Source organism: Agrococcus lahaulensis DSM 17612 (assembly GCF_000425105.1).
GTDB classification, from domain to species: domain Bacteria; phylum Actinomycetota; class Actinomycetes; order Actinomycetales; family Microbacteriaceae; genus Agrococcus; species Agrococcus lahaulensis.
In genome coordinates, this window is sequence record NZ_AULD01000006.1 from 253,010 (window position 1) to 273,664 (window position 20,655).

Here is a 20,655-nt window from a genome sequence, read left to right on the forward strand (position 1 = left end):
GAAGCACAGTGCACCTGGCGGCGGCGCCCCCGTGCGGGCGCGCCGCCGATCGGCTCAGCCGAACAGCAGCTCCGCCTCGCGGTAGCGGTGCTCGGGCACGCGCTTGAGGTCGCCGAGCGCCGCCGACATCGGCACCCGCACGATCTCGGTGCCGCGCAGCGAGACCATCGAGCCCCACGCGCGATCGGTGATCGCGTCGACCGCGGCGAGCCCGAAGCGCGTCGCGAGCACGCGATCGGCGCCGGAGGGCGCGCCGCCGCGCTGGATGTGGCCGAGCACCGTCGCTCGCGACTCGATGCCCGTGCGCTCCTCGATCATGGGCGCGAGCACCTCGCCGATGCCGCCGAGGCGGGGCCGGTCGAAGGCGTCGAGCCCCTTGCGCGAGTACTCCTCGTCCATCCCCTCGAGCTTGAAGCCCTCCGAGACGACGACGAGCGGCGCCCGTCGGCGGTCGTAGACGGATTGCACGTACTCGCAGATCCACTCGATCGAGCGCGGCTGCTCGGGGATGAGCGTGACGTGCGCGCCGGTGGCGATGCCGGTGTGGAGCGCGATCCAGCCGACGTGCCGCCCCATGACCTCGAGCACCATGCAGCGCATGTGCGAGTCGCCCGTCGTGCGCAGCCGGTCGCCGGCCTCGGTCGCGATCTGCACGGCGGTGTCGAAGCCGAACGTGTAGTCGGTCGCGTCGAGGTCGTTGTCGATCGTCTTCGGGACCCCGACGATCGGGATGCCGTCGTCGGCGAGCCGGTTGGCCGCCGCGAGCGTGCCCTCGCCGCCGATCGCCATGACCGCCTCGATCCCGAGCCGCTCGAGCGTCTCTGCGATGCGCTCCGGCCCGCCCTTCTCCCCCTCGTAGGGATTCGTGCGGCTCGTGCCGAGGATCGTGCCGCCGACGCGGGAGGTGCCGCGCACGGCCGAGCGGTTGAGCACCCGCACGTCGCCCTCCTTGAGCCCCCGGTAGCCGTCGCGGATGCCGACGAACTCGTGCCCGTGGTGCTTCATCCCGGTGAGCACGGCGGCTCGGATGACCGCGTTGAGACCGGGGCAGTCGCCGCCGGACGTCAGGATGCCGATGCGCATGTCGCCCTTCCGCCGACGACCCTGGGTGAGCGCCGGCAGGGCCCATTCAAGTCGACGCGCGCTGGGAAAGTCGAACCGCGCGGGACGTCAGTCTCCCAGGCGGTTCCGCGTGCGCATCGCGCGCTCGGCCTCGCGCTTGTCCTGGCGCTCGCGCAGCGCGTGCCGCTTGTCGTACTCCTTCTTGCCCTTCGCGACCGCGAGCTCGACCTTCGCGCGGCCGTCCGAGAAGTAGAGCGAGAGCGGCACGAGCGTGTAGCCGCCCTGCGCGACCTTCGCGGCGAGCTTGTCGATCTCATCGCGGTGCAGCAGGAGCTTGCGCTTCCGCCGCGGCGGGTGGTTCGTCCACGTGCCCTGCCCGTACTCGGGGATGTGCACGGCGTCGAGCCACGCCTCGCCGCGGTCGACGAACGCGTAGCCGTCGACGAGCGATGCGCGACCCGCGCGCAGCGACTTCACCTCGGTGCCGGTGAGCACGAGACCCGCTTCGATGCGGTCCTCGATGTGGTAGTCGTGGCGCGCCTTGCGGTTCTGCGCCACGACCTTCTGGCCCTGTTCGCGCGGCATGGCTCGCTCCCGGCTCGGTGGTCTCGACAGCCCGACGCTCGGGCAGCCGCCCAGTGTAGCGCGGCTCGGGCCGCGGCTCAGATCCTCAGGTAGCGGCGGATCGCGACCGCGGCGGCGACGCCCGCGAAGAGCACGCCGATCCCGAGCAGCACGGGCGCGACGACGAGCGCGTCGTCGAGCCCCACGATCGCGATCGTCTGCAGCATCGGCGCGACGTAGCCCTGCAGCAGGAAGTGCACGGTCGCGACGACCGCTCCCGCGGCGAGCACCGCGCCGACGAGCGCGGCGACGATCCCCTCGATGATGAACGGCGTCTGGATGAACCGGTTCGAGGCGCCGACGAGCCGCATGATCCCGAGCTCGCGCTTGCGGGAGAAGGCGGAGAGGCGGATGGTCGTGGAGATGAGCAGCACGGCCGCGACGAGCATGAGCACGGCGATGCCGATCGCGACGAGGCTCGCGGTGCTCAGCACCTGGAAGATCGGCTCGAGCAGCGCCCGTTGATCGCGCACCTCGAGCACGCCCGGCAGCGCGCTCGTCGCCTCGCGGATGAGGTCGGCGTCCTGCGGCGCGGTGGGCCGCACCCACAGCGCCTCGTTCATCGTCTCGGGGCTCGCGAACTCGGCGCTCGAGGTGCCCCCGAACTGCTCCATGAAGTGCTGATAGGCGAGCTCGCGATCCTCGAACTCGACATCGGCGACGTAGGGCGCGATCGCGACGCTCTCGAGCACTGCCCGCACGGCGTCGACCTGCTCGGCGGTCGCGGCGGTCTGGCTGCACGTCGCCGTCGCGTCGACGGGCCCGCAGAAGTAGATCCCCACCTGGGCCCGGTCGTACCAGAAGCCCTTCATCTGGGTGATCTGCATCTGCAGCAGGATCGCGGCGCCGACGAAGGACAGCGAGATGAACGTCACGAGCACGACCGAGACGACGACCGAGAGGTTGCGGCGCAAGCCGTTCCACACCTCCTGCGCGATCAGCTGGACCCTCACGCGGTCTCCTCCTCGAGCGCTCGCGGCGCGAGCTCGTCGTCGTCGCCGAGGTGGCGCCGGTAGGACCCGTGGGCTTCGTCGCGCATGATGCGGCCGGCGTCGAGCTCGACGACGCGCTTCTGCATCTCGTCGACGATCGAGGCCTCGTGCGTCGCCATGACGACCGTCGTGCCGCCCTCGTTGATGCGGGCGAGCAGCGCCATGATGCCCGCGCTCGTCGAGGGGTCGAGGTTGCCGGTCGGCTCGTCGGCCAGCAGGATCGGCGGCCGGTTGACGACCGCGCGCGCGATGGCGACGCGCTGCTGCTCGCCGCCCGAGAGCTCGTGCGGCAGCCGTGACGCCTTGCCCGCGAGCCCGACGATCTTCAGCACGTCGGGCACTGCCTCCGAGATGAAGGCGCGGCTCTTGCCGATGACCTGCAGCGTGAAGGCGACGTTCTCGTAGACGGTCTTGTTGCCGAGCAGGCGGAAGTCCTGGAAGACGACGCCGAGGTTGCGGCGGAAGAAGGGCACGCGCCGATTCGGCAGCGCCTTGAGGCGCTGGCCGAGCACGTGCACCTCGCCGCTCGAGGGCGTCTCCTCGCGCAGCACCATGCGGATGAGCGTGGACTTGCCCGAGCCGGAGGCGCCGACGAGGAAGACGAACTCGCCCTTGAGGATCTCGAGCGAGACGCCGTCAAGCGCGGGGCGGGCCTTGCGGGAGTAGGTCTTCGAGACCTCGTCGAAGCGGATCATGGCCATCCGAGGGTACGGGCGGGCGGTGGCAGCACTCGGCTCCGCGTCGGCGCGTCATCATTCGTGCGCTCGGCGTGTCGCCGGGAAGCGGGCGCGGCGCCGGCCTCGGCCCCGGGCGTGTCGTGGGCGAACCGTGCGACGACCGTTACCGATCTGTTATCGTTGACGCCGTCGAGCCAGTCGGTGCTTACGCCCGACCTCTTGCCGCGGTCACGGGCGGCAGCGCGGCTCGGCCATCGCCATCCCAAGCGCTCGACGGCTCCCCGGGCATCCGCCCGGAGCGCGCCGTCGCACCCGCTTGTCCGCTCCACGAGAGGTCCGACTCATCTCCATGCACGACATCACCGCCGCCACGGCGACGAGCCCCGTCGCCGGCCGTCGCCGGTCCTTCCGCATCGCGGTCGCTGCGACCGCGCTCGCCTTCGCGGCGACCATCCTGCCTGCGACCGGCGCGACCGGCGCCCCCGAGGCCCAGGCCGCGGTCGCGACCGACTCGTTCCCCGGCGCCCACAACACCGGCGTGCCGGCCGGCACGCAGCTGCGCGTGCACCGCGGTGACCTCGTCATCACACGGCCGGGCACCGTCATCGACGGCCTCGACGTCCACGGCTACGTCGAGGTGCGCGCGAAGGACGTCACGATCCGCAACTCGATCATCCGCGGCGGCGCGGCGAGCGGCCACAGCGCCCTCGTCCGCAGCGCCTCCGACGGCGCGAGCCTCACGATCACCGACAGCGAGCTCGTCCCCAACGTGCAGCGCCACTCGATCAACGGCCTCATGGGCTGGAACATCGATGCGCGGCGACTCGACATCCACCACGTCATCGACCCCGCGCACTTCTTCGGCTCGGGCAACGTGCAGCTGCGCGACTCGTGGATCCACGACAACCTGCACTACGTCAACGACCCGAGCTGGGGCGGCAAGCCGAGCCACGACGACGGCATCCAGATCCAGAGCGGCTCCGGCTACTGGATCACCGGCAACCGCATCGAGGGTGCGACGAACGCCGGCATCATGATCACGCAGGACGCGGGCCGCACCGCGAACATCATGATCCGCGACAACTTCCTCGACGGCGGCGGCTGCACGATCAACGCGCACGACAAGGGCAAGGGCGCGTTCTCGAACATCGACATCCGCGACAACGTCTTCGGCACGGACTCGAAGTACAACTGCCAGCTCATCCGCACCGCCGGCGACATCACGTTCACGAACAACTCGATGGTCGACGGCCGTCAGCCGCGGGTCAACAGCCACTGACCCCGGGTCGCAGCAGCGGGCCGCCTCGTCCTCGGACGGGCGGCCCGCGCTCGTGTGCGGCTGAGCCCCTCAGCCCTGCCAGCGGGTGACGCGGCCGTCGGCGCGCGCGAGCCCGAGGATCCCGACGTGGGTGCGCTCCGGCTGGCCCCAGTAGCTGCGCTCGTAGAGCTCGTGCCGCGCGCCGAAGCCCGTGCCGATCGCATCCCACAGCTCGCCGACGACCTCGAGCCGCTCGCGCGCATCCGCCCCGCCCGAGCCGCGCAGCAGCGGCTCGATCGGCGCGACCTCGGCAGTGCCGAGCGACTCGAGCGGCACCGGAAGGTGCGCGAGCGCGGAGGAGAGCGTCGTCTCGAGCGAGACGCGCATGCGGGAGTAGCCGTCGGGCGCGAGCGCCGAGAACGCCATCGCGGCGTCGACGCCCGGCAGGATCGACTCCCCCGACGGCGCCGCCTGCTCGATCATCGCGTCGCGGAGCCCCGCGACCGTGTGCCGGAAGGCGATGAGCTCGCCGAGCGCCGCTTGCGTGCCGCGCCGCTCCTCGGTGCCCATGATCTCGACCGCGCGCACCGCGAGCCCCGCGATGCGCTCGAGCTTCGCCTCGAGCCGCGTCGCCGCCTGGAAGGCGAGCCGCGCGTTCCAGCCGACGGCGCCGCGGTTGAACGCGAGCATCGTCTCGGCGTCGCGGATGAAGACGTCGGTCCACGGCACGAGCACGTCGTCGAAGACGACGAGCGCGTCGTGCTCCTGGAAGCGGCGCGCGAGCGGCTGGTCCGGGCGGAAGGGCGTGCCGCGGGTGTACACGCGCACGCCGGGCGAGCCGACCGCGACCGACGCGGCGATCGCGAACGCATCCGTCTGCACCTCGCCGCCGAAGTGCGACACGAACAGGCGCTGGGCCGTCGCCGCGCCCGTGACGACCGCCTTCGCACCGCGCAGCACGATGCCCTCGTCGGTCTCCTCCACGACGTGCAGGAAGACGTCGCCGACCTCGTCGGGCGGCAGCTCGCGGTCGACCGGCGGGTTGACGAGCGCTTGCGCGTAGTGGGTCACGGCGCGCTGGTCGCGCTCGAGGGCCGCGCGCACGTTGCCCTCGAAGCGACCGAAGAACGGCCCGTGCGCGGCCATCGACGTGAAGATGCACGCCATGAACTCCGGGGTGCGGCCGAGCCAGCCGTGCGTGCGCGACTGCCAGGCGCGGACCGCCTCGCGCTGCGCGCGGAGGTCGTCGCGGGACTGCGGCACCGTCCAGAATGCGTGGGTGACCCCGTCGCCGCCCGAGCCGTCCGCGATCGGCGCGAGCAGCGCATCCGCGCCGCCCTCGCCGGGGGTGTCGTGGAGGGCGTCGTAGAGCGACGCGATGGTGGATGCGGTGCCGGCGAAGTCGGGATGCTCGGCGACGCGCGCGACGCGCTCGCCGTCGTGGACGACCACCCGGCCGTCGTCGAGGCTCGCGAGGTAGTCGCTGCCGGTCTGCGGTCGGGTGCCCATGGCGGCTCCTACTCGTCGCCCTCGCGCTGCTGCTGCTTGCGCCAGCGGATGCCCGCGGCGATGAAGCCGTCGAGGTCGCCGTCGAAGACCGCCGAGGGGTTGTTGACCTCGTGGAGGGTGCGGAGGTCCTTGACCATCTGGTAGGGCGCGAGCACGTAGGAGCGCATCTGGTCGCCCCAGCTCGCGGCGATCGAGCCGGCGAGCTCCTTCTTGCGCGCCGCCTCCTCCTCGCGCTTGAGCAGCATGAGGCGGCTCTGCAGCACGCGCATCGCGGCCGCGCGGTTCTGGATCTGGCTCTTCTCGTTCTGCATCGAGACGACGACGCCGGTCGGGATGTGCGTGATGCGCACCGCGGAGTCGGTCGTGTTGACCGACTGGCCGCCCGGCCCGGAGGAGCGGAAGACATCGACGCGGATGTCGCTCTCGGGCACCTCGACCTCGTCGACCTGCTCGAACAGCGGCACGACCTCGACCGCCGCGAACGACGTCTGGCGCTTGCCCGCGGCGCCGAACGGGCTCATGCGCACGAGCCGGTGCGTGCCGGCCTCGACCGAGAGCTGCCCGAAGGCGTAGGGCGCGTCGACCTCGAACGAGGCCGACTTGATGCCCGCCTCCTCCGCGTAGCTCGTCTCGTAGACGGTCACGGGCATGCCGTGCTGCTCGGCGTAGCGCAAGTACATGCGCAGCAGCATCTCGGCGAAGTCGGAGGCGTCGACGCCGCCGGCGCCCGCGCGGATCGTGACGACCGCGGGCAGCGGGTCGAACTCGCCGTCGAGGAGCGTCTGGATCTCCATCTCGCCCATGAGCTTCTGCAGGCTCGCGAGCTCCTTCTTCGCCTCGAGCTGCGTCGCCTCGTCGGCCTCCTCGTTCGCCATCTCGACGAGCACCTCGAGGTCGTCGATGCGCGACTCGGCCTCGGTGATGCGGCGGAGGTCGGTCTGCGCGTGGCTCAGCTGGCTCGTGACCTTCTGCGCGGCCTCGGGGTCGTCCCACAGATCGGGGGCGCCGGCGGCGGCGGAGAGCCGCTCGATGTCGGCGGCGAGCCGGTCGACGTCGGTGACGGCCTTGATGTCGGCGAACGTGGAGCGGAGGGCGGCGATCTCGCCGCCGATGTCGAGATCGGCCATGATGCCCCAGCCTACCGGCGCGGGATCGTCCGTCCGCGTCCCGGGCCGCCACGGCATCCGGCCGTCCAGCGCGAGCGTCGTAGGCTCGGGCTGTGAGCGGGGGCGACGAGACGGAGCGGTTCCCGTGGAAGCGCGTCGCGGGCGCCGTCTACGTGCCGACGGCGGCGTTCGCGATCGGCGAGGGCGCGGTCATCCCCTACATCCCGCTCATCGCCGGCGATCTCGGCGCCTCGCTCGCCGTCGCCGCGGTCGTCGCGGCGATGCTGACGATCGGGCAGCTCGCGGGCGATGTGCCGGGCGGCGGGGTCGTCGCGCGCTTCGGCGAGCGCCCGACGATGATCGGCGCGGGCGCGCTCGTGCTCGCGGCGCTCGCCCTCGCCCTCGTCGCGCGGGATGCGTGGACGCTCGGCGTCGCCGTGTTCGTGCTCGGCCTCGGCCACGCGGTCTTCGCGCTCGCGCGGCACGCGTTCATGACGACCTACGTGCCGATCCGGTACCGGGCGAGGGCCCTGTCGACGCTCGGCGGCATCTTCCGCCTCGGCATGTTCGTCGGCCCGCTCATCGGCGCCGCGGTGCTCGGGCTCGGGCTGCCGCTCGGCTCGGTGTGGGTGTTCTTCGGCGTCTGCACGATCGTCGCGATCGCGGTGCTCGTCGTGCTGCCCGATCCGACCACCGCCTTCGAGCGGAAGCCCGCGACGACCGGCGTCATCGAGCTCCGACAGGAGCGCACGGGTGTGTGGCGAGTCGTGCGGCAGCACGCGCGGGTGCTCGCGACCGTCGGCGTCGGCGCGGCGATGCTCGCCCTCGCGCGCTCGGCGCGCAACGTGCTGCTGCCGCTGTGGGCGATCTCGATCGGCCTCGACGCCGCCACGACGGGGCTGGTGATCGGCATCGCCGGCGGCCTCGACTTCGCGCTCTTCTTCGTGTCGGGCTGGATCATGGACCGCTTCGGTCGGCTCTGGAGCGTCGTGCCGACGCTCGGGCTCATGGCGATCGCATTCGCGATGCTCGCGGTCTCGCACGACCTCGAGGCCACCACCGGCTGGTTCGTCGCTGCCGCGATGGTGCTCGGGCTCGGCAACGGGCTCGGCTCCGGCATCATCATGACGCTCGGCGCGGACCTCGCCGACCCGCGCAACCCGGCACCGTTCCTCGGTGCGTGGCGGCTCACGGTCGACCTCGGCGGCGCCGCGGCACCGCTCGCGATCTCGGCGGTCGTCTCGCTCGCGTCGATCGCCTGGGCGGCCGGCGGGCTCACCGCGGTGTGCATCGCCGGGGCGGCGATCCTCCTCAAGTGGCTGCCGCGGAAGCCCCGCGAATAGCGCTCACGCGGCGGAGGCGGTGACCTCGTCGATCGCGGCGCGGATGGCGGCCGCGGCCTCCGGCGTCGCGGCACCATCGGCCTCGAGGGCGTCGACGCGCGAGCGGAGCTCCGCGAGCCCTGCCGACAGGGCGTCGCCGGCGGCTCCCTCGAGCGCAGCGACGCGGCCCAGGAGCTCGTCGCCCGCCGCGGCGTCGAGTCCGCCTGCGGCGACGGCGCCGCCGATCGCCTCGCGCACCCCGGCGAGGCTGATCGGCTCCGGCGCCGGCTCGACCGGTGCCGGCTCGGAGGGCGCGGGCGCGGGCGCGGTCGACGTCGGCTCCGCGGGGCCCGGCGGCGCCTCACCGGCCGCTGGCGGAGCGGGTGTCGGCGTCGCCGGCTCCCCGGCCACGGCGGGCGCGGGCTCGCCGGCCGCCGGCGCCGCCGACGCGCCCGTCGCGGGCTCGCGCTCACGCGGGGCGGCGGCCGTCTCCGAGGCCGATGCCGGCGGCGTGACCGCGGCGGGCGCCCCCTCCTGGGCGACGGGCTGCTGCGATGCGAGGGCATCGTCCGGGCTCGGTCGCTGCAGCAGCGGGAGGACGGCGAGCAGCAGCGCCGCGAGCGCCACGAGCGCGCCGAGCGCGACGCCGAGCCGCCGGGCGATGCGCCTGCGCGGCGCCGCGACGAGCGCGGTCGCCGCCGCGGAGCCCCCGGACGCGAGCCGCGCGGTCGACGGTTCGCCGGACTCGGCGGCCCCGGCTGCGGCAGCGAGGGGCACGGTGGCGTCCCCGGCTGCTGCCGCGACCGTCGGCGTCCGCGGCAGCGCGCTCCGGATCGCCGCGAGCTCGTCGCGCACGCTCGCCGCATCGCCGCGATCCTCCGGCCGCTTCGAGAGCAGTCGGGCGACGAGTGCATCGAGCGGCGGCGGCACGCCGGCGAGCCGCTCCGCCACGCGCGGCGCGGGCGCGTGCACGTGCTGCTGCAGCAGCGCGAGAGGGTGCTCACCCGAGAACGGCGGCCGGCCGGTGAGCAGGGTCGTCAAGACGCAGCCGAGCGCGTAGAGATCCGTCGCGGGCGTGGCGCGACCGCCGTCCGCCTGCTCGGGCGCCATGTAGGCGGCGCTCCCGACGATGGTCGAGGTCGCCGTGAGCTGTCCGCTCGTGCCCTCGACGCTGGCGATCCCGAAGTCGACGACCTTGAGCCTGCCCGAGCCGTCGAAGACGAGGTTCGCCGGCTTGATGTCGCGGTGCACGATGCCGATGCCGTGGATCGCCGCGAGCGCCGCCGCGGTCTGCTCGGCGATCTCGACCGCCCGGTCGATCGGCAGCGGCTCGCCCGCCTCGAGCAGCTCGGCGACGGCGGGGCCGGGCAGCAACTGCATCACGAGGAAGGCGGTGCTGCCGTCGGTGCCGGAGTCGAAGACCGTCACGACGTGCTCGTGCGCGAGCGCCGCGGCAGCGCGGCCCTCGCGCCGGAAGCGCTCGCCGGCGCTCGGATCGCTGCTCGTGCTGAGGTCGACCGTCTTCACGGCGACCTCGCGCCCCAGCACCCGGTCGAGCCCGAGCCACACCTGCCCCATGCCCCCGAGGCCGAGCGGGCGCACGAGCTCGTAGCGCGACGCGAGCACCGTCCCGGGCATCATGTCCCCCATGATTCCCCAGGACGGCTGGACGCGCCTCCGGGATCTGCTCAGGGAACGGTCGATCGCGGCGCCGGTGATCGCGGGCCGCACGGTGGACGTCGGTGCTCAGTCCACGAACACCGCGCGCGCGGTCGCGGTCACGTCGAGCCGGATGCCCTCGGGCAGCAGCAGCGAGACGATCGGCGGGCGCCACGTGCTCGAGACGGAGACGGTTGCGCTGCGGGCATCGGCGCTCGCGCCCTCGACCCGCACGGCGTCGAGCTCGCCGGCGGCCGCGGCCGCCCATGCCGCGGCGGCGCGCTGCACCGCGGCGTCGGCGAGCTCGGGTGCCGCCGAGGCGCCGTCGAAGCGGACCTGCTCGAGCGCGAACGCCTCTGCGGCCGCGAGCGCCGCGCCGTCGGCGACCGTGAAGAGCCGCCGGCGCTCGACGAGCATGCTCGTCGCCGCGGCGACGGCGAGCACGAGGGCGAGGGCGAGCGCCGCGAAGCCGATGGTCAGCACGAGCGTCGAGCCCTCCTCCTCGCGCGCCAGCCGCACCCACGCGCGCTTCACGGAGCGCCGCCGAAGGCGGAGACCGGCTGGCTCGCGAGCGCCGAGACGGGCACACCGATGCCCGTGCCGAGGTGCAGCCCCGGTGGGGCGAGCGGGAGGGGCACCGTCGCGTCGAGGCGGACGGTGACGGTGCCGCGCGGCGTGGCGCACGCGCCCGGCACCGGGGCGCACGTGATCACGACTCGAGCCGCGTCGGCGTCGAGCCCCGCATCGTCGATCGCGACCCGGATCGCCCGATCGGCCGCGGCGAGGCCCTGCTCGTGCGACTCGGCCTGCGCGACCGCCCGGGCCGCGTGGCGCGCACCGCCCTCGACGCCGAGCACGGCGTGCTGGATCTGCCCGAGCGCGAGCACGAGGTAGACGAGCGGCACGAGCAGGATGAGGCCGACGGTGAGGAGCTCGATCGATGCGGAGCCCTCCTCCGACGCGAGCAGCTCGCGCGTGCATGCGCGTCGCTCAGCGGAGCGATTCGACCGGCGCATGCCCGGCGACCTCCAGCGCGACGGGGCCGACGAAGCCGACCACCGGCAGCGGTGCCGCGACACGGATCTCGATCGTCTCGAGTCCCTCGACGACGGCGCTCGACGCGGTGATGCGCTCGGCGTAGCCCGGCCCGATCGCGATCGTGATGAGCTCGCGCGTGCGCTCGACGCCCGCCGCGGCATCGGAGCCGAGCAGCGAGGCGTGCCGCGCGCCCTCGGCCGCCGCATCCGCGACGGTCGCGCGCACGTGCAGCGCGAGCGAGAGCTGCATGACGGACAGCACGAGGACGACGAGCAGACCCGCGACCATGGCGAACTCGGCGACCGCCGAGCCGCGCTCGTCGGCCAGCCGCATCAGAAGCTCGTGACGCGCTCGATCGCCTGCTCGAACACGCCCTGGAGCGCGGGACCGGCGACCGTCCACAGCACGATGACGAGTCCGGCCGTCATCAGGGTGACGAGCACCCAGCCCGGCACGTCTCCGCGCTCCTCATCGCGCATCCGCCCCACGAGCCGAGCGAAGCGATTGCTGATCGTGGACATGGCTCCTCCTTCAGAATCCGACCTGCAGCACGTGGATGCCCGGCCACAGCGCGAACGCGACCGTCGTCGGCAGCAGGCCGAAGACGAGCGGCACGAGCATCGAGATCTCCTTGCGACCGGCTGCCTCGAGCAGGTCGCGCTTCGCGGCCTCGCGCGCATCGAGCGCTTGCGCCTGCAGCGTCTGGGCGAGCGGCGTCCCGCGCTCGAGTGCCCCGCGCATCTGGTCGACGCTGCGTGTGACGCCGGGGTGCCCGAGCTCGTCGGCGAGCGTGCCGAGCGCCGTCGAGAGGCTCGAGCCGGCCGCCGCGTCGGCCACGACGCCGGCGAGCTCGCGCCCGAGCGCGCTGTGACCGGCGGCGCCGACCCGGCGGAGCGCGTCCTGCAGCCCCTCGCCTGCCGCGAGGCTGAGCGAGAGGAACTCGAGGATCGACGGCAGCTCGCTCGAGATGCGCGCGAGCCGGCGCCTCGCGCGCCGCTGCAGGAGCCAGTCGACGGCGAAGGCACCGGTCGCGGCGCCGAGGATCGCGAGCGCTGCGGGCAGCGCGATCGGTCCCCGCTGCACGGCGCCCGCGATGCCGAGCGCGGCGCCGCACGCGGCGCCGACGAGCGCCCACCGCAGCTGCCGGGCGCGGTGCTCGGCGACGCTGCCGTCATCGGCGGCCTGCCGCAAGCGGCGGCGGATCCCGTCGGGAGCGCCCAGCACGGCGTGCACGAGGGGCGCGATGCGGTCGCCGATGGGCGACGCGACGACGCCGACGACGCGCGCGGGGTCGACGCGGCGTCGCGCCACGAGGTCGCGCGCCCCGGGCGAGACGTCGAGCACGTACGGGGCGACGCGGTGGAGCAGCAGCGGACGACGCAGGATCGGCACGAGGCTCACGAGGAGCCAGAGCCCGAGCCCGAGGCTCCCTCCGAGCAGGAGGCTCCACCCCGCCTCGCCGGTCACGCGAACCACCGCGCCTCGACGGGGAGCGCGCCGATGCGCAGCATGACCCGGTAGGCGATGAGGGTCACGACGGCGCCCCCGGCGATGAGCAGCAGCCCGCCCGGGGCGTTGTAGGCCTGGGCCGCCTCCGGCCGGGTGGAGAGGATGAGCAGCACGATCCACGGCGCGGCCACACCGAGCCGAGCCGCGCTCACGACCCAGCTCTGCCGCGCCTCGAGCTCCCCGCGAGTCGCGAGGTCGGCGCGCAGGTAGGCCGCGAGCTCCCGCAGCACCGTCGTGACCTCGGTGCCGCCGACCTCGCGCGCCATCCGGAGCGTCTCGAGGATGCGGTCGGCGACCGGGTCGGCCAGTCGATCCTTCAACCGGTCGAGCGCGTAGGCGAACGAGCCGGTCGCGCGGTGGTCGGCAGCGAAGGCGGCGAACGCCGGCCGAGTGATCTCGGGGCCGGCGCGCTCGAGCTGCGCGACCGCATCGGGCAGCGCGAGCCCGCTGCGCACGGCGGAGACGAGGTGGTCGACGACGTCGGGCCAGACGCGGGCCTGGGCGCGCTCGCGGCGCTTCGCGCGCCAGCGGACCGCGAGCACGGGCGCGGCAGCGCCAGCGGCGAGCGCCGCGACGGCGACCGCGATCGCCGGCACGAGCGCGAGCGCCACGCCGGCCGCCAGCACCCCGCCGATGACCGAGGCCGCGGCGAGCGCGAGCGGCGGCACGCCGTCGAGCCCCGCGAGCGTCAGCCGATCGAGCGCGCGAGGGCGCGGTCGGGGATCCGCCGCTCCGGTGCGCCGCGGCCACAGCCACGGGCTCGCCGCGAGCAGCGCCCCGAGTCCGAGCGCCGTGCCGAGCAGCCACGTCATGCGCGCGCTCCCATCAGCAGCGCGACGGGATCGATGCCGACGGCGGCGAACTTCGCCGTGCGCGCGGGATGCGAGCCGCTCGGCTCGAGGAGGCCGTCGCGGAGCGCGAAGAGCGTCGACGCCTCGATGACGCCGGCGGTCGTCTGCCCCGTCGGGGCGAGGATCTCGACGGCGCGGCGATTGCCGCGCGCGTCGATCGCGAGGTGCACGACGAGGTCGATGCACTGCGCGACGGTCGGGACGACGAAGCCGGCGTCGATGTTCCGGCCGGCGAGCAGCGGGAGCGTCGTGAGCTTCGCGAGCGCGTCGCGCGCGGAGTTCGCGTGGATCGAGCACATCCCCGACACGCCGCAGTTGAGGGCGACGAGGAGGTCGAGCGCCTCGGCCTCCCGCACCTCGCCGACGACGAGCCGATCGGGCCGCATGCGCAGCGATTCCTTCACGAGCCGCCGCAGCGAGATCTCCCCGGTGCCCTCGAGCGAGGGCTGCCGGCACTGGAGCGCGACGATGTCGTCGACCGGCGGGTCGAGCTCGAAGGTCTCCTCGACCGTGACGACGCGCTCGCCCGGCCGGACGCTCGCGAGCAGCGCGTTGAGCATCGTCGTCTTCCCCGCGTGCGTCGGGCCCGAGACCAGCACGTTGCAGCCGGCGATGACCGCGTGCCGCAGGAACTGCGCCGCCTGCTGGCTGAGCGCGCCGCGATCGACGAGCGCGGCGAGCGACGCGAGCCGGCGCGAGAACTTCCGGATGTTGATCGACATCGCGCCGCGCGCGACGTCGCCGCTCGCGACGTGCAGCCTCGAGCCGTCGGGCAGCGACGCGTCGACGAACGGCGTCGAGAGGTCGACGCGGCGCCCGGTCGTCGACAGCATCCGCTCGACGAGGTCGCGCACCTCGAGCTCCGTGAGCCGCAGCGGCAGCGCCTCGCTCACGCCGCCGCGCGCGCAGAAGACGCGCGAGCCCTGGTTGATCCAGAGCTCCTCGATCTCGGGATCGTCGAGGTAGGGCTGGAGCGGGCCGTAGCCGCGCACCGCCGCGAGCACGTCGCGCTCGGCCTGCCGCTCGTCGGCGAGCATCGGCACGCTGCCGCCGAGCGAGCGCTCGGCGTAGGAGCGCACCGCATCGCGCACGTACCGCTCGGCGAGGTCGCCCGAGCGCGCGAGGTCGATGCCGTCGCGCCGCACCCGCGCCCGCACGGAGGCGGTGATCTCGGCGACGGCCTGGAGCATGCGAGCCAGTGAAGCCCAAGCGGGCACAGCGCCTCGGAAGTTGTCCACAGCGACGCTCGACCGGGTCGTCACCGTGCGGATGCGTCCGCGTAGGCTCCGAGGAAGGGGCACGAGAGCGGGGTGGAGATGCACGCGACGCGCAGCAGCGTCGGGCTGCCGTGGGGCCCCGTCTCGTACCTCGAGTGGGCGCCGCCCGTCGGGGCCGACGCATCCGCCGTCGTCCTGCTCCACGGCGGCGGGCTCGACTCGGCGTGGCTCTCGTGGGGCGAGGTGGGCGGCGAGCTCGCCGCCGCGGGTCACCGCGTGCTCGCGCCCGACCATCCCGGCTACGGGCACAGCCCGCGCGCGCCGTGGCGGGCGACGCAGGATCGCCTGCTCGGCTATGTCGCGGGCTTCACAGAGGCGCTCGGCCTCGAGCGGTACGCGCTCGCGGGGCTCTCGCTCGGCGGCGGGCTCGCGATCGGGCACGCGCTCGAGCACCCGGGGCGCGTCCGCGGGCTCGTGCTGCTCGGCAGCTACGGGCTGCAGCCGACGCTCGTCGAGGGAGCCCTCCGCGTGCCGGCGCAGCTCGCGAGCTGGGCCGCGCTCCGCACCGGCGTGCTGCAGGCGGCGACGCGCGCGTCCGCGCGCGACCGGCGGCTGCTCGAGCGCAGCCTGCGACCCGTGCTCCGCGATCCCGCGCGGCGCACGCCCGAGCTGCTCGAAGAGGTCGCGGCGGAGGCGCGTCGGGGCTCGGGGCTCGAGGTCTTCGCCGAGTGGCAGCGCGCAGAGGTGGGCCTGCGCCGCCAGTCGACCGACTACAGCGCGAGGCTCACGCGCATCGAGGCGCCGACGCTCTTCGTGCACGGCGAGCGCGACGCGGGCGTGCCCGCGGCGGTCGCCCAGCGCGCCGCCTCGTCGATGCCGCGCGCTCGCGCGCTCGTCGTGCCGGGCGCCGGCCACTGGGTGCAGCGCGACCGGCCCGACGTGGTCGTGCCGGCGATGCTCGAGCACCTGGCGGGGCTCGACTGACCGCACGTACGATGCCGCGCATGGCGGTGCAGCGCAGCTTCCCCATCCTCCGCACACCCGACCTCGAGCGGCTCGAGGCGTTCTACGTCGCGGCGTTCGACGCCCGGCGCACCTACGCCTACGAGGACGACGGTCGCGTCGTCTACGTCGCGCTCGAGGTCGGGGCGTCCACCGTCGCGATCGGCTTCGAGCCGAGCGCCGGCCCGCCGGAGGCGGCGCTCTGGATCTACGTCGACGACGTCGACGCCGCCTTCGATCGGGCGCTCGAGCGCGGCGCGACCGCGGTTGCGGAGCCCGAGCTCATGCCGTGGGGCGAGCGCGTCGCCCAGGTGCGCGACCCCGACTGGATGCTGCTCTACCTCGGCGCGGAGGCGTCCGGCACTGAGGCGTCGGAGACGTCGGCATCGGAGGTCTGAGCCGCACCGTCGGCCCACCGCAGCACGCGCAGCGCCTTGAGGGTGATCCAGCGGCTCGGCTGCCCCGCGGCGCCGTAGTCGATCACCGCGTCGCCGCCGTGCACAACGTCGGCCGCCCACGTGCCGTCGTCCCGGCGCTTCGAGCGCACGAGCTCGATCGCCTCGCGCATCCGCTCGTCGACCGGGGCACCGACGGCGCGGAAGTGCTCGAGCGCGCGCAGCACGTCGTACTCGTGCCGGGGCGGGAAGGCGAGCTGCACGTAGGTCGGCTTCGGGATCTCGCCGGTGCTCTTCCGCCGCATCAGTCCACGCTCGAGCAGGTACGCCTCGCCGCTCTCGCGCGCCTCGCGCACCCTCGGGTCGTCGTGCTCCCGCTCGAACGCCGCGAGCGCCTCGATCACGCCGATCGTGGTGTCGAACGACGAGCGCACCGAGCCGCGTTCCCGCTCGCAGTTCCAGCCGCCGTCGGCCATCCGCTCGCCCAGCAGCCGCTCGACGATGGCGTCGACCTCGACGCCGAAGTAGAGCGCGTTCGTCACGAGCGCGGCGTTGATGCACGGCTCGACCTCGCCCTCGAAGAACGGCTCGTCGTCGTACTCCCAGCGCGTCACGCGCGCGACGTCGTCGATCGCCTCCCGCACGGCCGGATCGGCCGGGTCGGCGCCGAGCAGCCGCAGCTCCGTGAGCACGTGGGCGGTGGATGTCCAGGGCTGGCCGGGCAGCACGGGCTCGGCCTTCGGGAAGTGCGCGCCGCCGGCCCACTGGCCGTCGGGGCCGCGCGCCGCGAGGAGCGCCGCGCCCCAGCCCTCGCGCGCGACTCGGGCGCGCTCGCGCGCCACCGCATCCGGGTCGGCGTCCGCGAGGTCCTGCAGCACCCGCCACCGGATCGCGGGATCGGCATCGAGCAGCCACGTCGTCGTGTCCATGCCGGGAGCATGCCGCACGCCGCCCACGCGCGCCAGGCGGCTCGCGTCAGCGGTGCTCGGGGTTCTCGAAGCCGAAGCGGCTCCCTCGCTCCCACGCGTTCCGGTCGTTGCCCTCGCTCGGGATGCCGCCGCGCAGCATGCGCGCGAGGTGCAGCAGGTTCCACGCCATGATCGTGATGTTGCGGTTCGTGAAGTCGTTGTCGGCACCCGCGAGCGAGCCGTCGTCGAGCTCGTCGCCGTAGGAGGGACCCGGCCCCGCCTCGCCCACCCAGCCGGCGTCGGCCTGGGGCGGGATCGTGCAGCCGAGGTGCTGCAGCGCGTAGACGAGCTCGCGCGCGACGTGCTTCATGCCGTCCTCGTTGCCGCCGACGAGGCATCCGCCCACCTTGCCGTAGAAGATCGACTGGCCGTGCTCGTTGAGCTCGCTCGACTCGGCGTAGAGCCGCTCGACGACCCGGCGCATGGTGCTCGAGGCCTCGCCGAGCCAGATCGGCGTCGCGAGCACGAGGATGTCGGCGGCGAGCACGCGCTCCCACAGCGCGGGCCACGCGTCCTCGGCGGCGCCGTGCTCGGTCATGTCGGGCTGCACGCCCGGCGCGATCGCGTGGTCGACGGCGCGCACGACCTCGACCTCGACGCCCTGCTCGCGGAGGATCCTCGCGCTCACCTCGATGAGGGTGTCGGTGTGGCTCTCGCCGGGCGAGGGCGTGAGGGTGCCGTTGAAGTAGAGGGCGCGGATGGGTCGGGGCCGGTCGGCTGCATCGGTCATGGCTCGACCGTGGCACGCGAAGCCGGGAGCGACCTCCGAGCGCGCTCCGGCGCGTGCCGGGTCGATATCGCTCGATCAGGGCTGCAGCTCGGCGCGCGCGTCGAGCAGCGCCCGCAGCCGCGCAGCGAACCGGGCCGGCGCATCCGCGTCGCGCTCGAGGAAGCCGCGGCCGGTCTTCGCGCCGAGGTCGCCGCGCTCGAGCCGCTCGCGCAGCATGCCGGGGGCGGCGGATGCGTCCCCGAGCGTCGGGAAGATGCCGTCGGTCACGCTCGTCCACACGTCGAGCCCGCCGAGGTCCATGATCTCGAATGGGCCCGCGAGCGCCCAGCGCGGCCCGAGCCCTGCGGTGACGACCGCGTCGACCTGCTCGGGCGTCGCCACGCCGCGCTCGACGAGGTGCATCGCCTCCCGGTAGAGGGCGGCCTGCAGGCGGTTGGCGATGAAGCCCTCGACCTGCTGCGCGAGCGGCACCGCCGTCTTGCCCGCGGCGGCGAGCAGCGCGACCATCCGCTCGACGGTCTCGGGCGGCGTCGCGGGCCCCGGCACGACCTCGACGAGCGGCACGGTGTCGGCGGGGTTGAAGAAGTGGGCGATCACGAGCCGGGCGGGATCGCGCATGCCGGCCGCGAGCGCATCCGCCCCGATCGACGACGTGTTCGAGGCGATCACGGCGTCGTCGTTCGCCGCCTCGACCTCGGCGAGCAGCGCGAGCTTGAGGTCGAGCCGCTCGGGCGCGGCCTCGAGCACGATCGTCGCGCGGTCGACGGCGGCCGCGACGCTGCCGTGAGCGGTGCCGCCCGCCGACTCGGCCGCGGCGGCTGCAGCCTCGGCGCGCACGTCGAAGACCCGCACGTCGTGGCCCGCGCGGCCGAGGACCCGCGCGATGCCCGCGCCCATGATGCCCGCGCCAAGCACGGCGATCGTCTCCGCCACAGCAGCCTCCCCGATCCGGCCGGCGCCGGTCCACTCCGACGATGCCACAGCCGAGCCCCGCCGAGATCGGCCCCCGGGCTCGGGGCGATCGGGATCGCTGATCAGTCGGCGTTCGCGTCGCTCGTCGGCTCGAGCTCGCCCTCGGCGTCTCGTCGGTCGAGCCGCGCCATGCTCCAGCCGCCCATGAACCGGTCGGGGATGAGCGGCACGAGCGGCGCCGTGAGGCGGTAGCGCCAGTCGCTCACGACCACGCTGCGCCCCTTGCGGAGGCCCCGCAGCCCCTCGCGCGCGGTCGCCTCGACGCTCGCCCAGATGATGTCGGGAGTGCCGGAGCGGTCGATGCCGAGGCGCTCGTGGAACTCCGTCTTGAGGAAGCCGGGCAGGAGCGCGGTGGCCCGGATGCCGTCGGCGCGGTAGCGCGCCGCCAGGGAGCGGGAGAAGGTGATCGCGTGCGACTTCGCCGCGGAGTAGGTGCCGTTCGGCATGCGCCCGGCCATGCTCGCGACGGTGAGGATGCCGCCGCGGCCGCGGTCGAGCATGCCGGGCAGCGCGGCGTGCGCGAGCCGCATGGGCGCCCAGACGAGCAGGTCGAGCAGTCGCCGCTCCTCGTCGATGCCCGAGACGTGGAAGTCGGCGAGGATGCCGGTGCCCGCGTTGTTCACGAGCACGTCGATCGGACGGGCGCGGTCGGCGACCCGCGCCGCGACCCGCTCGAGGTCGGCGGCGTCCGTGAGATCGGCGGCGAGCACCTCGGTCTCGACCGGGAGCGACGCCGCGACCTCGCGCAGCCGCTGCTCGTCGCGGGCGACGAGCACGAGGGAGAAGCCGTCGGCGGCGAGCTGGCGCGCGAGCTCCGCGCCGAGGCCCGCCGTCGCGCCGGTGACGAGCGCGCGCATGTCCATGCCGCCACTGTGGCAGACGCTCCCGAGCGCCGCCTGCGCGTTCTCGGCACCGCTACGCTGGAGCGACCACGCGGGAGTGGTGGAATTGGCAGACACGCAGGATTTAGGTTCCTGTGCCCTCGTGGCGTAGGGGTTCAAGTCCCCTCTCCCGCACTGCGATCGCCCTAGGAGCCGCCCGTGCCCCCGCTCACCGCCGAGTTCCTCATCGATGTCGAGGGCCTCATCTCGGGCGCGGGCCCGTGGGCGCTGCTACTCGTGTGCGCGATCGTCTTCGTCGAGACGGGCCTGCTCGTCGGCTTCCTGCTGCCGGGCGACACCCTGCTCGTGATCGCCGGGATCCTGTCGTACACGGGCGTCATCCCGCAGCCGATCTGGCTCGTGATGCTGTGCATCTGGGCGTGCGCCGTCGCGGGCGACCAGCTCGGCTACTTCATCGGCCACAAGGCGGGGCCGCCGATCTTCCAGCGCCGATCGTCGGGCCTCTTCTCCCATCGCACGATCGAGCGCACCAACCGGTTCTTCCTCAAGTACGGCGCGGCGGCCGTCATCATCGCCCGCTTCATCGGCATCGTGCGCACCTTCATGCCCGTCGCGGCCGGCGTGGGGCGGATGCCGTGGCCCCTGTTCCTGCGGCTCGACGTGCTGGGCGGGCTGCTGTGGGGCGCCGGGCTGCCGCTGCTCGGTTGGGGCGTCGCCCACATCCCCGGCGTCGCGGACGTCGTGACGCAGTACATCGACCTCGTGCTGCTCGGCGTCGTCGGCATCGCCATCGTCGCGATCGCGTGGCACGCCATCCAGTCCCGCCGCGAGGTCGCGCGCGAGATCCGCGAGGGCACGGCGGCGGGCCCGGTCGAGACGCTTGACCTGTCGGGCACCGGCACGACGGGCCTCGAGCGCTGAT

At 74.0% G+C, this 20,655-nt stretch carries 23 protein-coding genes and 1 tRNA gene; 6 read left to right on the forward strand and 18 right to left on the reverse strand.

Translation table 11 applies throughout. The features are described from left to right. Nucleotides 1-54: 54 nt before the first annotated feature. The 4 genes from H508_RS0105970 to ftsE all read right to left on the reverse strand — a co-directional run bounded on the left by H508_RS0105970 (nucleotide 55) and on the right by ftsE (nucleotide 3,379). Entirely contained in the window at nucleotides 55-1,083 is a 1,029-nt protein-coding gene (locus H508_RS0105970) for a 6-phosphofructokinase (protein WP_026373396.1), read from the reverse strand. Between the two features lie 87 nt (nucleotides 1,084-1,170). After that, a complete protein-coding gene (gene smpB / locus H508_RS0105975; RefSeq protein WP_026373397.1) occupies nucleotides 1,171-1,647 on the reverse strand; it encodes an SsrA-binding protein SmpB in 477 nt (158 codons plus the stop codon). 77 nt (nucleotides 1,648-1,724) lie between these two features. Further along, on the reverse strand, nucleotides 1,725-2,639 hold the full coding sequence (ftsX, locus tag H508_RS0105980; protein WP_026373398.1) for a permease-like cell division protein FtsX: 915 nt from the start codon (nucleotides 2,637-2,639) through the stop codon (nucleotides 1,725-1,727). Then, the gene (ftsE, locus tag H508_RS14830; RefSeq protein ID WP_245569465.1) at nucleotides 2,636-3,379 is read right to left on the reverse strand and encodes a cell division ATP-binding protein FtsE; all 744 of its coding nucleotides are present in this window, start codon (nucleotides 3,377-3,379) and stop codon (nucleotides 2,636-2,638) included. Before ftsE ends, ftsX begins: the two co-directional genes overlap by 4 nt. 325 nt (nucleotides 3,380-3,704) lie before the next feature. Between ftsE and H508_RS0105990 the strand changes: the two genes are divergently transcribed. Next, entirely contained in the window at nucleotides 3,705-4,634 is a 930-nt protein-coding gene (locus H508_RS0105990; protein WP_026373399.1) for a right-handed parallel beta-helix repeat-containing protein, read from the forward strand. A 69-nt stretch (nucleotides 4,635-4,703) separates the two neighbouring features. On the opposite strand, the gene H508_RS14835 is transcribed toward H508_RS0105990, so the two are convergent. Beyond that, nucleotides 4,704-6,122: a 4-hydroxyphenylacetate 3-hydroxylase N-terminal domain-containing protein gene (locus H508_RS14835; protein WP_051222842.1), complete on the reverse strand. Its 1,419-nt coding sequence runs from the start codon at nucleotides 6,120-6,122 to the stop codon at nucleotides 4,704-4,706. 8 nt (nucleotides 6,123-6,130) lie between these two features. After that, nucleotides 6,131-7,249 carry a peptide chain release factor 2 gene (gene prfB / locus H508_RS0106000; protein WP_026373400.1) on the reverse strand — a complete coding sequence of 373 codons (1,119 nt, stop codon included), beginning with the start codon at nucleotides 7,247-7,249 and terminating at the stop codon, nucleotides 6,131-6,133. A 92-nt stretch (nucleotides 7,250-7,341) separates the two neighbouring features. Between prfB and H508_RS0106005 the strand changes: the two genes are divergently transcribed. Continuing rightward, a complete protein-coding gene (locus H508_RS0106005; protein ID WP_026373401.1) occupies nucleotides 7,342-8,571 on the forward strand; it encodes an MFS transporter in 1,230 nt (409 codons plus the stop codon). 3 nt (nucleotides 8,572-8,574) lie between these two features. Here the strand turns inward: H508_RS0106005 and H508_RS16670 are convergent, their stop codons facing one another. The 8 genes from H508_RS16670 to H508_RS0106045 all read right to left on the reverse strand — a co-directional run bounded on the left by H508_RS16670 (nucleotide 8,575) and on the right by H508_RS0106045 (nucleotide 14,797). Continuing rightward, nucleotides 8,575-10,191 (reverse strand): serine/threonine-protein kinase, encoded by a 1,617-nt coding sequence (locus tag H508_RS16670; RefSeq protein ID WP_051222844.1) that lies wholly within the window; start codon nucleotides 10,189-10,191, stop codon nucleotides 8,575-8,577. Between the two features lie 105 nt (nucleotides 10,192-10,296). Then, nucleotides 10,297-10,743, reverse strand: coding sequence for a pilus assembly protein TadG-related protein (locus tag H508_RS17820; RefSeq protein WP_026373402.1), 447 nt, complete (start codon nucleotides 10,741-10,743; stop codon nucleotides 10,297-10,299). After that, the gene (locus H508_RS17825) at nucleotides 10,740-11,225 is read right to left on the reverse strand and encodes a hypothetical protein (RefSeq protein WP_035254180.1); all 486 of its coding nucleotides are present in this window, start codon (nucleotides 11,223-11,225) and stop codon (nucleotides 10,740-10,742) included. Before H508_RS17825 ends, H508_RS17820 begins: the two co-directional genes overlap by 4 nt. After that, a complete protein-coding gene (locus H508_RS0106025) occupies nucleotides 11,200-11,580 on the reverse strand; it encodes a TadE/TadG family type IV pilus assembly protein (RefSeq protein ID WP_245569466.1) in 381 nt (126 codons plus the stop codon). Before H508_RS0106025 ends, H508_RS17825 begins: the two co-directional genes overlap by 26 nt. Then, nucleotides 11,580-11,768: a hypothetical protein gene (locus H508_RS0106030; protein WP_026373404.1), complete on the reverse strand. Its 189-nt coding sequence runs from the start codon at nucleotides 11,766-11,768 to the stop codon at nucleotides 11,580-11,582. The genes H508_RS0106025 and H508_RS0106030 overlap by 1 nt, the downstream gene beginning before the upstream one ends. Before the next feature lie 10 nt (nucleotides 11,769-11,778). After that, the gene (locus H508_RS0106035; RefSeq protein WP_026373405.1) at nucleotides 11,779-12,714 is read right to left on the reverse strand and encodes a type II secretion system F family protein; all 936 of its coding nucleotides are present in this window, start codon (nucleotides 12,712-12,714) and stop codon (nucleotides 11,779-11,781) included. Further along, nucleotides 12,711-13,568, reverse strand: coding sequence for a type II secretion system F family protein (locus H508_RS0106040; protein ID WP_026373406.1), 858 nt, complete (start codon nucleotides 13,566-13,568; stop codon nucleotides 12,711-12,713). The genes H508_RS0106035 and H508_RS0106040 overlap by 4 nt, the downstream gene beginning before the upstream one ends. Continuing rightward, the gene (locus H508_RS0106045; protein ID WP_026373407.1) at nucleotides 13,565-14,797 is read right to left on the reverse strand and encodes a TadA family conjugal transfer-associated ATPase; all 1,233 of its coding nucleotides are present in this window, start codon (nucleotides 14,795-14,797) and stop codon (nucleotides 13,565-13,567) included. The genes H508_RS0106040 and H508_RS0106045 overlap by 4 nt, the downstream gene beginning before the upstream one ends. A gap of 126 nt (nucleotides 14,798-14,923) precedes the next feature. On the opposite strand from H508_RS0106045, the gene H508_RS0106050 reads away from it, so the two are divergent. Both H508_RS0106050 and H508_RS14850 read left to right on the forward strand, forming a co-directional pair. Next, nucleotides 14,924-15,808 carry an alpha/beta fold hydrolase gene (locus H508_RS0106050; protein ID WP_026373408.1) on the forward strand — a complete coding sequence of 295 codons (885 nt, stop codon included), beginning with the start codon at nucleotides 14,924-14,926 and terminating at the stop codon, nucleotides 15,806-15,808. Nucleotides 15,809-15,828: 20 nt separating this feature from the next. Next, complete coding sequence (locus H508_RS14850) at nucleotides 15,829-16,224, forward strand: VOC family protein (RefSeq protein ID WP_051222846.1); 396 nt, start codon at nucleotides 15,829-15,831, stop codon at nucleotides 16,222-16,224. Here H508_RS14850 and H508_RS14855 read toward each other — a convergent pair. The 4 genes from H508_RS14855 to H508_RS14860 all read right to left on the reverse strand — a co-directional run bounded on the left by H508_RS14855 (nucleotide 16,164) and on the right by H508_RS14860 (nucleotide 19,754). After that, complete coding sequence (locus H508_RS14855) at nucleotides 16,164-17,150, reverse strand: prenyltransferase/squalene oxidase repeat-containing protein (protein WP_051222849.1); 987 nt, start codon at nucleotides 17,148-17,150, stop codon at nucleotides 16,164-16,166. The two genes, H508_RS14850 and H508_RS14855, sit on opposite strands and share 61 nt — an antisense overlap. Nucleotides 17,151-17,196: 46 nt before the next feature. Continuing rightward, nucleotides 17,197-17,919 carry a flavodoxin family protein gene (locus H508_RS0106065; protein WP_026373409.1) on the reverse strand — a complete coding sequence of 241 codons (723 nt, stop codon included), beginning with the start codon at nucleotides 17,917-17,919 and terminating at the stop codon, nucleotides 17,197-17,199. 75 nt (nucleotides 17,920-17,994) lie between these two features. Beyond that, nucleotides 17,995-18,852 carry a 3-hydroxyacyl-CoA dehydrogenase family protein gene (locus tag H508_RS0106070; protein ID WP_026373410.1) on the reverse strand — a complete coding sequence of 286 codons (858 nt, stop codon included), beginning with the start codon at nucleotides 18,850-18,852 and terminating at the stop codon, nucleotides 17,995-17,997. Between the two features lie 101 nt (nucleotides 18,853-18,953). Next, the gene (locus H508_RS14860) at nucleotides 18,954-19,754 is read right to left on the reverse strand and encodes an SDR family NAD(P)-dependent oxidoreductase (RefSeq protein WP_084155157.1); all 801 of its coding nucleotides are present in this window, start codon (nucleotides 19,752-19,754) and stop codon (nucleotides 18,954-18,956) included. Between the two features lie 70 nt (nucleotides 19,755-19,824). Here H508_RS14860 and H508_RS0106080 point away from each other — a divergent pair. Next, a tRNA-Leu gene (locus H508_RS0106080) sits at nucleotides 19,825-19,907 on the forward strand. Nucleotides 19,908-19,931: 24 nt separating this feature from the next. Then, a complete protein-coding gene (locus H508_RS14865) occupies nucleotides 19,932-20,654 on the forward strand; it encodes a DedA family protein (RefSeq protein WP_051222851.1) in 723 nt (240 codons plus the stop codon). Nucleotide 20,655 lies beyond the last annotated feature (1 nt).

Excerpts from the sequence above, each read along its gene's own strand:
- H508_RS16670 (WP_051222844.1), bottom strand. The coding sequence starts at position 10,191 with ATGATGCCCGGGACGGTGCTCGCGTCGCGCTACGAGCTCGTGCGCCCG.
- smpB (WP_026373397.1), bottom strand. The coding sequence starts at position 1,647 with ATGCCGCGCGAACAGGGCCAGAAGGTCGTGGCGCAGAACCGCAAGGCG.
- H508_RS14850 (WP_051222846.1), top strand. The coding sequence starts at position 15,829 with ATGGCGGTGCAGCGCAGCTTCCCCATCCTCCGCACACCCGACCTCGAG.
- H508_RS14835 (WP_051222842.1), bottom strand. The coding sequence starts at position 6,122 with ATGGGCACCCGACCGCAGACCGGCAGCGACTACCTCGCGAGCCTCGAC.
- prfB (WP_026373400.1), bottom strand. The coding sequence starts at position 7,249 with ATGGCCGATCTCGACATCGGCGGCGAGATCGCCGCCCTCCGCTCCACG.
- H508_RS14855 (WP_051222849.1), bottom strand. The coding sequence starts at position 17,150 with ATGGACACGACGACGTGGCTGCTCGATGCCGATCCCGCGATCCGGTGG.
- H508_RS14860 (WP_084155157.1), bottom strand. The coding sequence starts at position 19,754 with ATGGACATGCGCGCGCTCGTCACCGGCGCGACGGCGGGCCTCGGCGCG.
- H508_RS0105990 (WP_026373399.1), top strand. The coding sequence starts at position 3,705 with ATGCACGACATCACCGCCGCCACGGCGACGAGCCCCGTCGCCGGCCGT.
- H508_RS0106030 (WP_026373404.1), bottom strand. The coding sequence starts at position 11,768 with ATGTCCACGATCAGCAATCGCTTCGCTCGGCTCGTGGGGCGGATGCGC.
- H508_RS0105970 (WP_026373396.1), bottom strand. The coding sequence starts at position 1,083 with ATGCGCATCGGCATCCTGACGTCCGGCGGCGACTGCCCCGGTCTCAAC.
- H508_RS17825 (WP_035254180.1), bottom strand. The coding sequence starts at position 11,225 with ATGCGCCGGTCGAATCGCTCCGCTGAGCGACGCGCATGCACGCGCGAG.
- H508_RS0106065 (WP_026373409.1), bottom strand. The coding sequence starts at position 17,919 with ATGACCGATGCAGCCGACCGGCCCCGACCCATCCGCGCCCTCTACTTC.
- H508_RS0106025 (WP_245569466.1), bottom strand. The coding sequence starts at position 11,580 with ATGCGGCTGGCCGACGAGCGCGGCTCGGCGGTCGCCGAGTTCGCCATG.
- H508_RS0106040 (WP_026373406.1), bottom strand. The coding sequence starts at position 13,568 with ATGACGTGGCTGCTCGGCACGGCGCTCGGACTCGGGGCGCTGCTCGCG.
- H508_RS0106050 (WP_026373408.1), top strand. The coding sequence starts at position 14,924 with ATGCACGCGACGCGCAGCAGCGTCGGGCTGCCGTGGGGCCCCGTCTCG.
- ftsE (WP_245569465.1), bottom strand. The coding sequence starts at position 3,379 with ATGGCCATGATCCGCTTCGACGAGGTCTCGAAGACCTACTCCCGCAAG.
- H508_RS0106045 (WP_026373407.1), bottom strand. The coding sequence starts at position 14,797 with ATGCTCCAGGCCGTCGCCGAGATCACCGCCTCCGTGCGGGCGCGGGTG.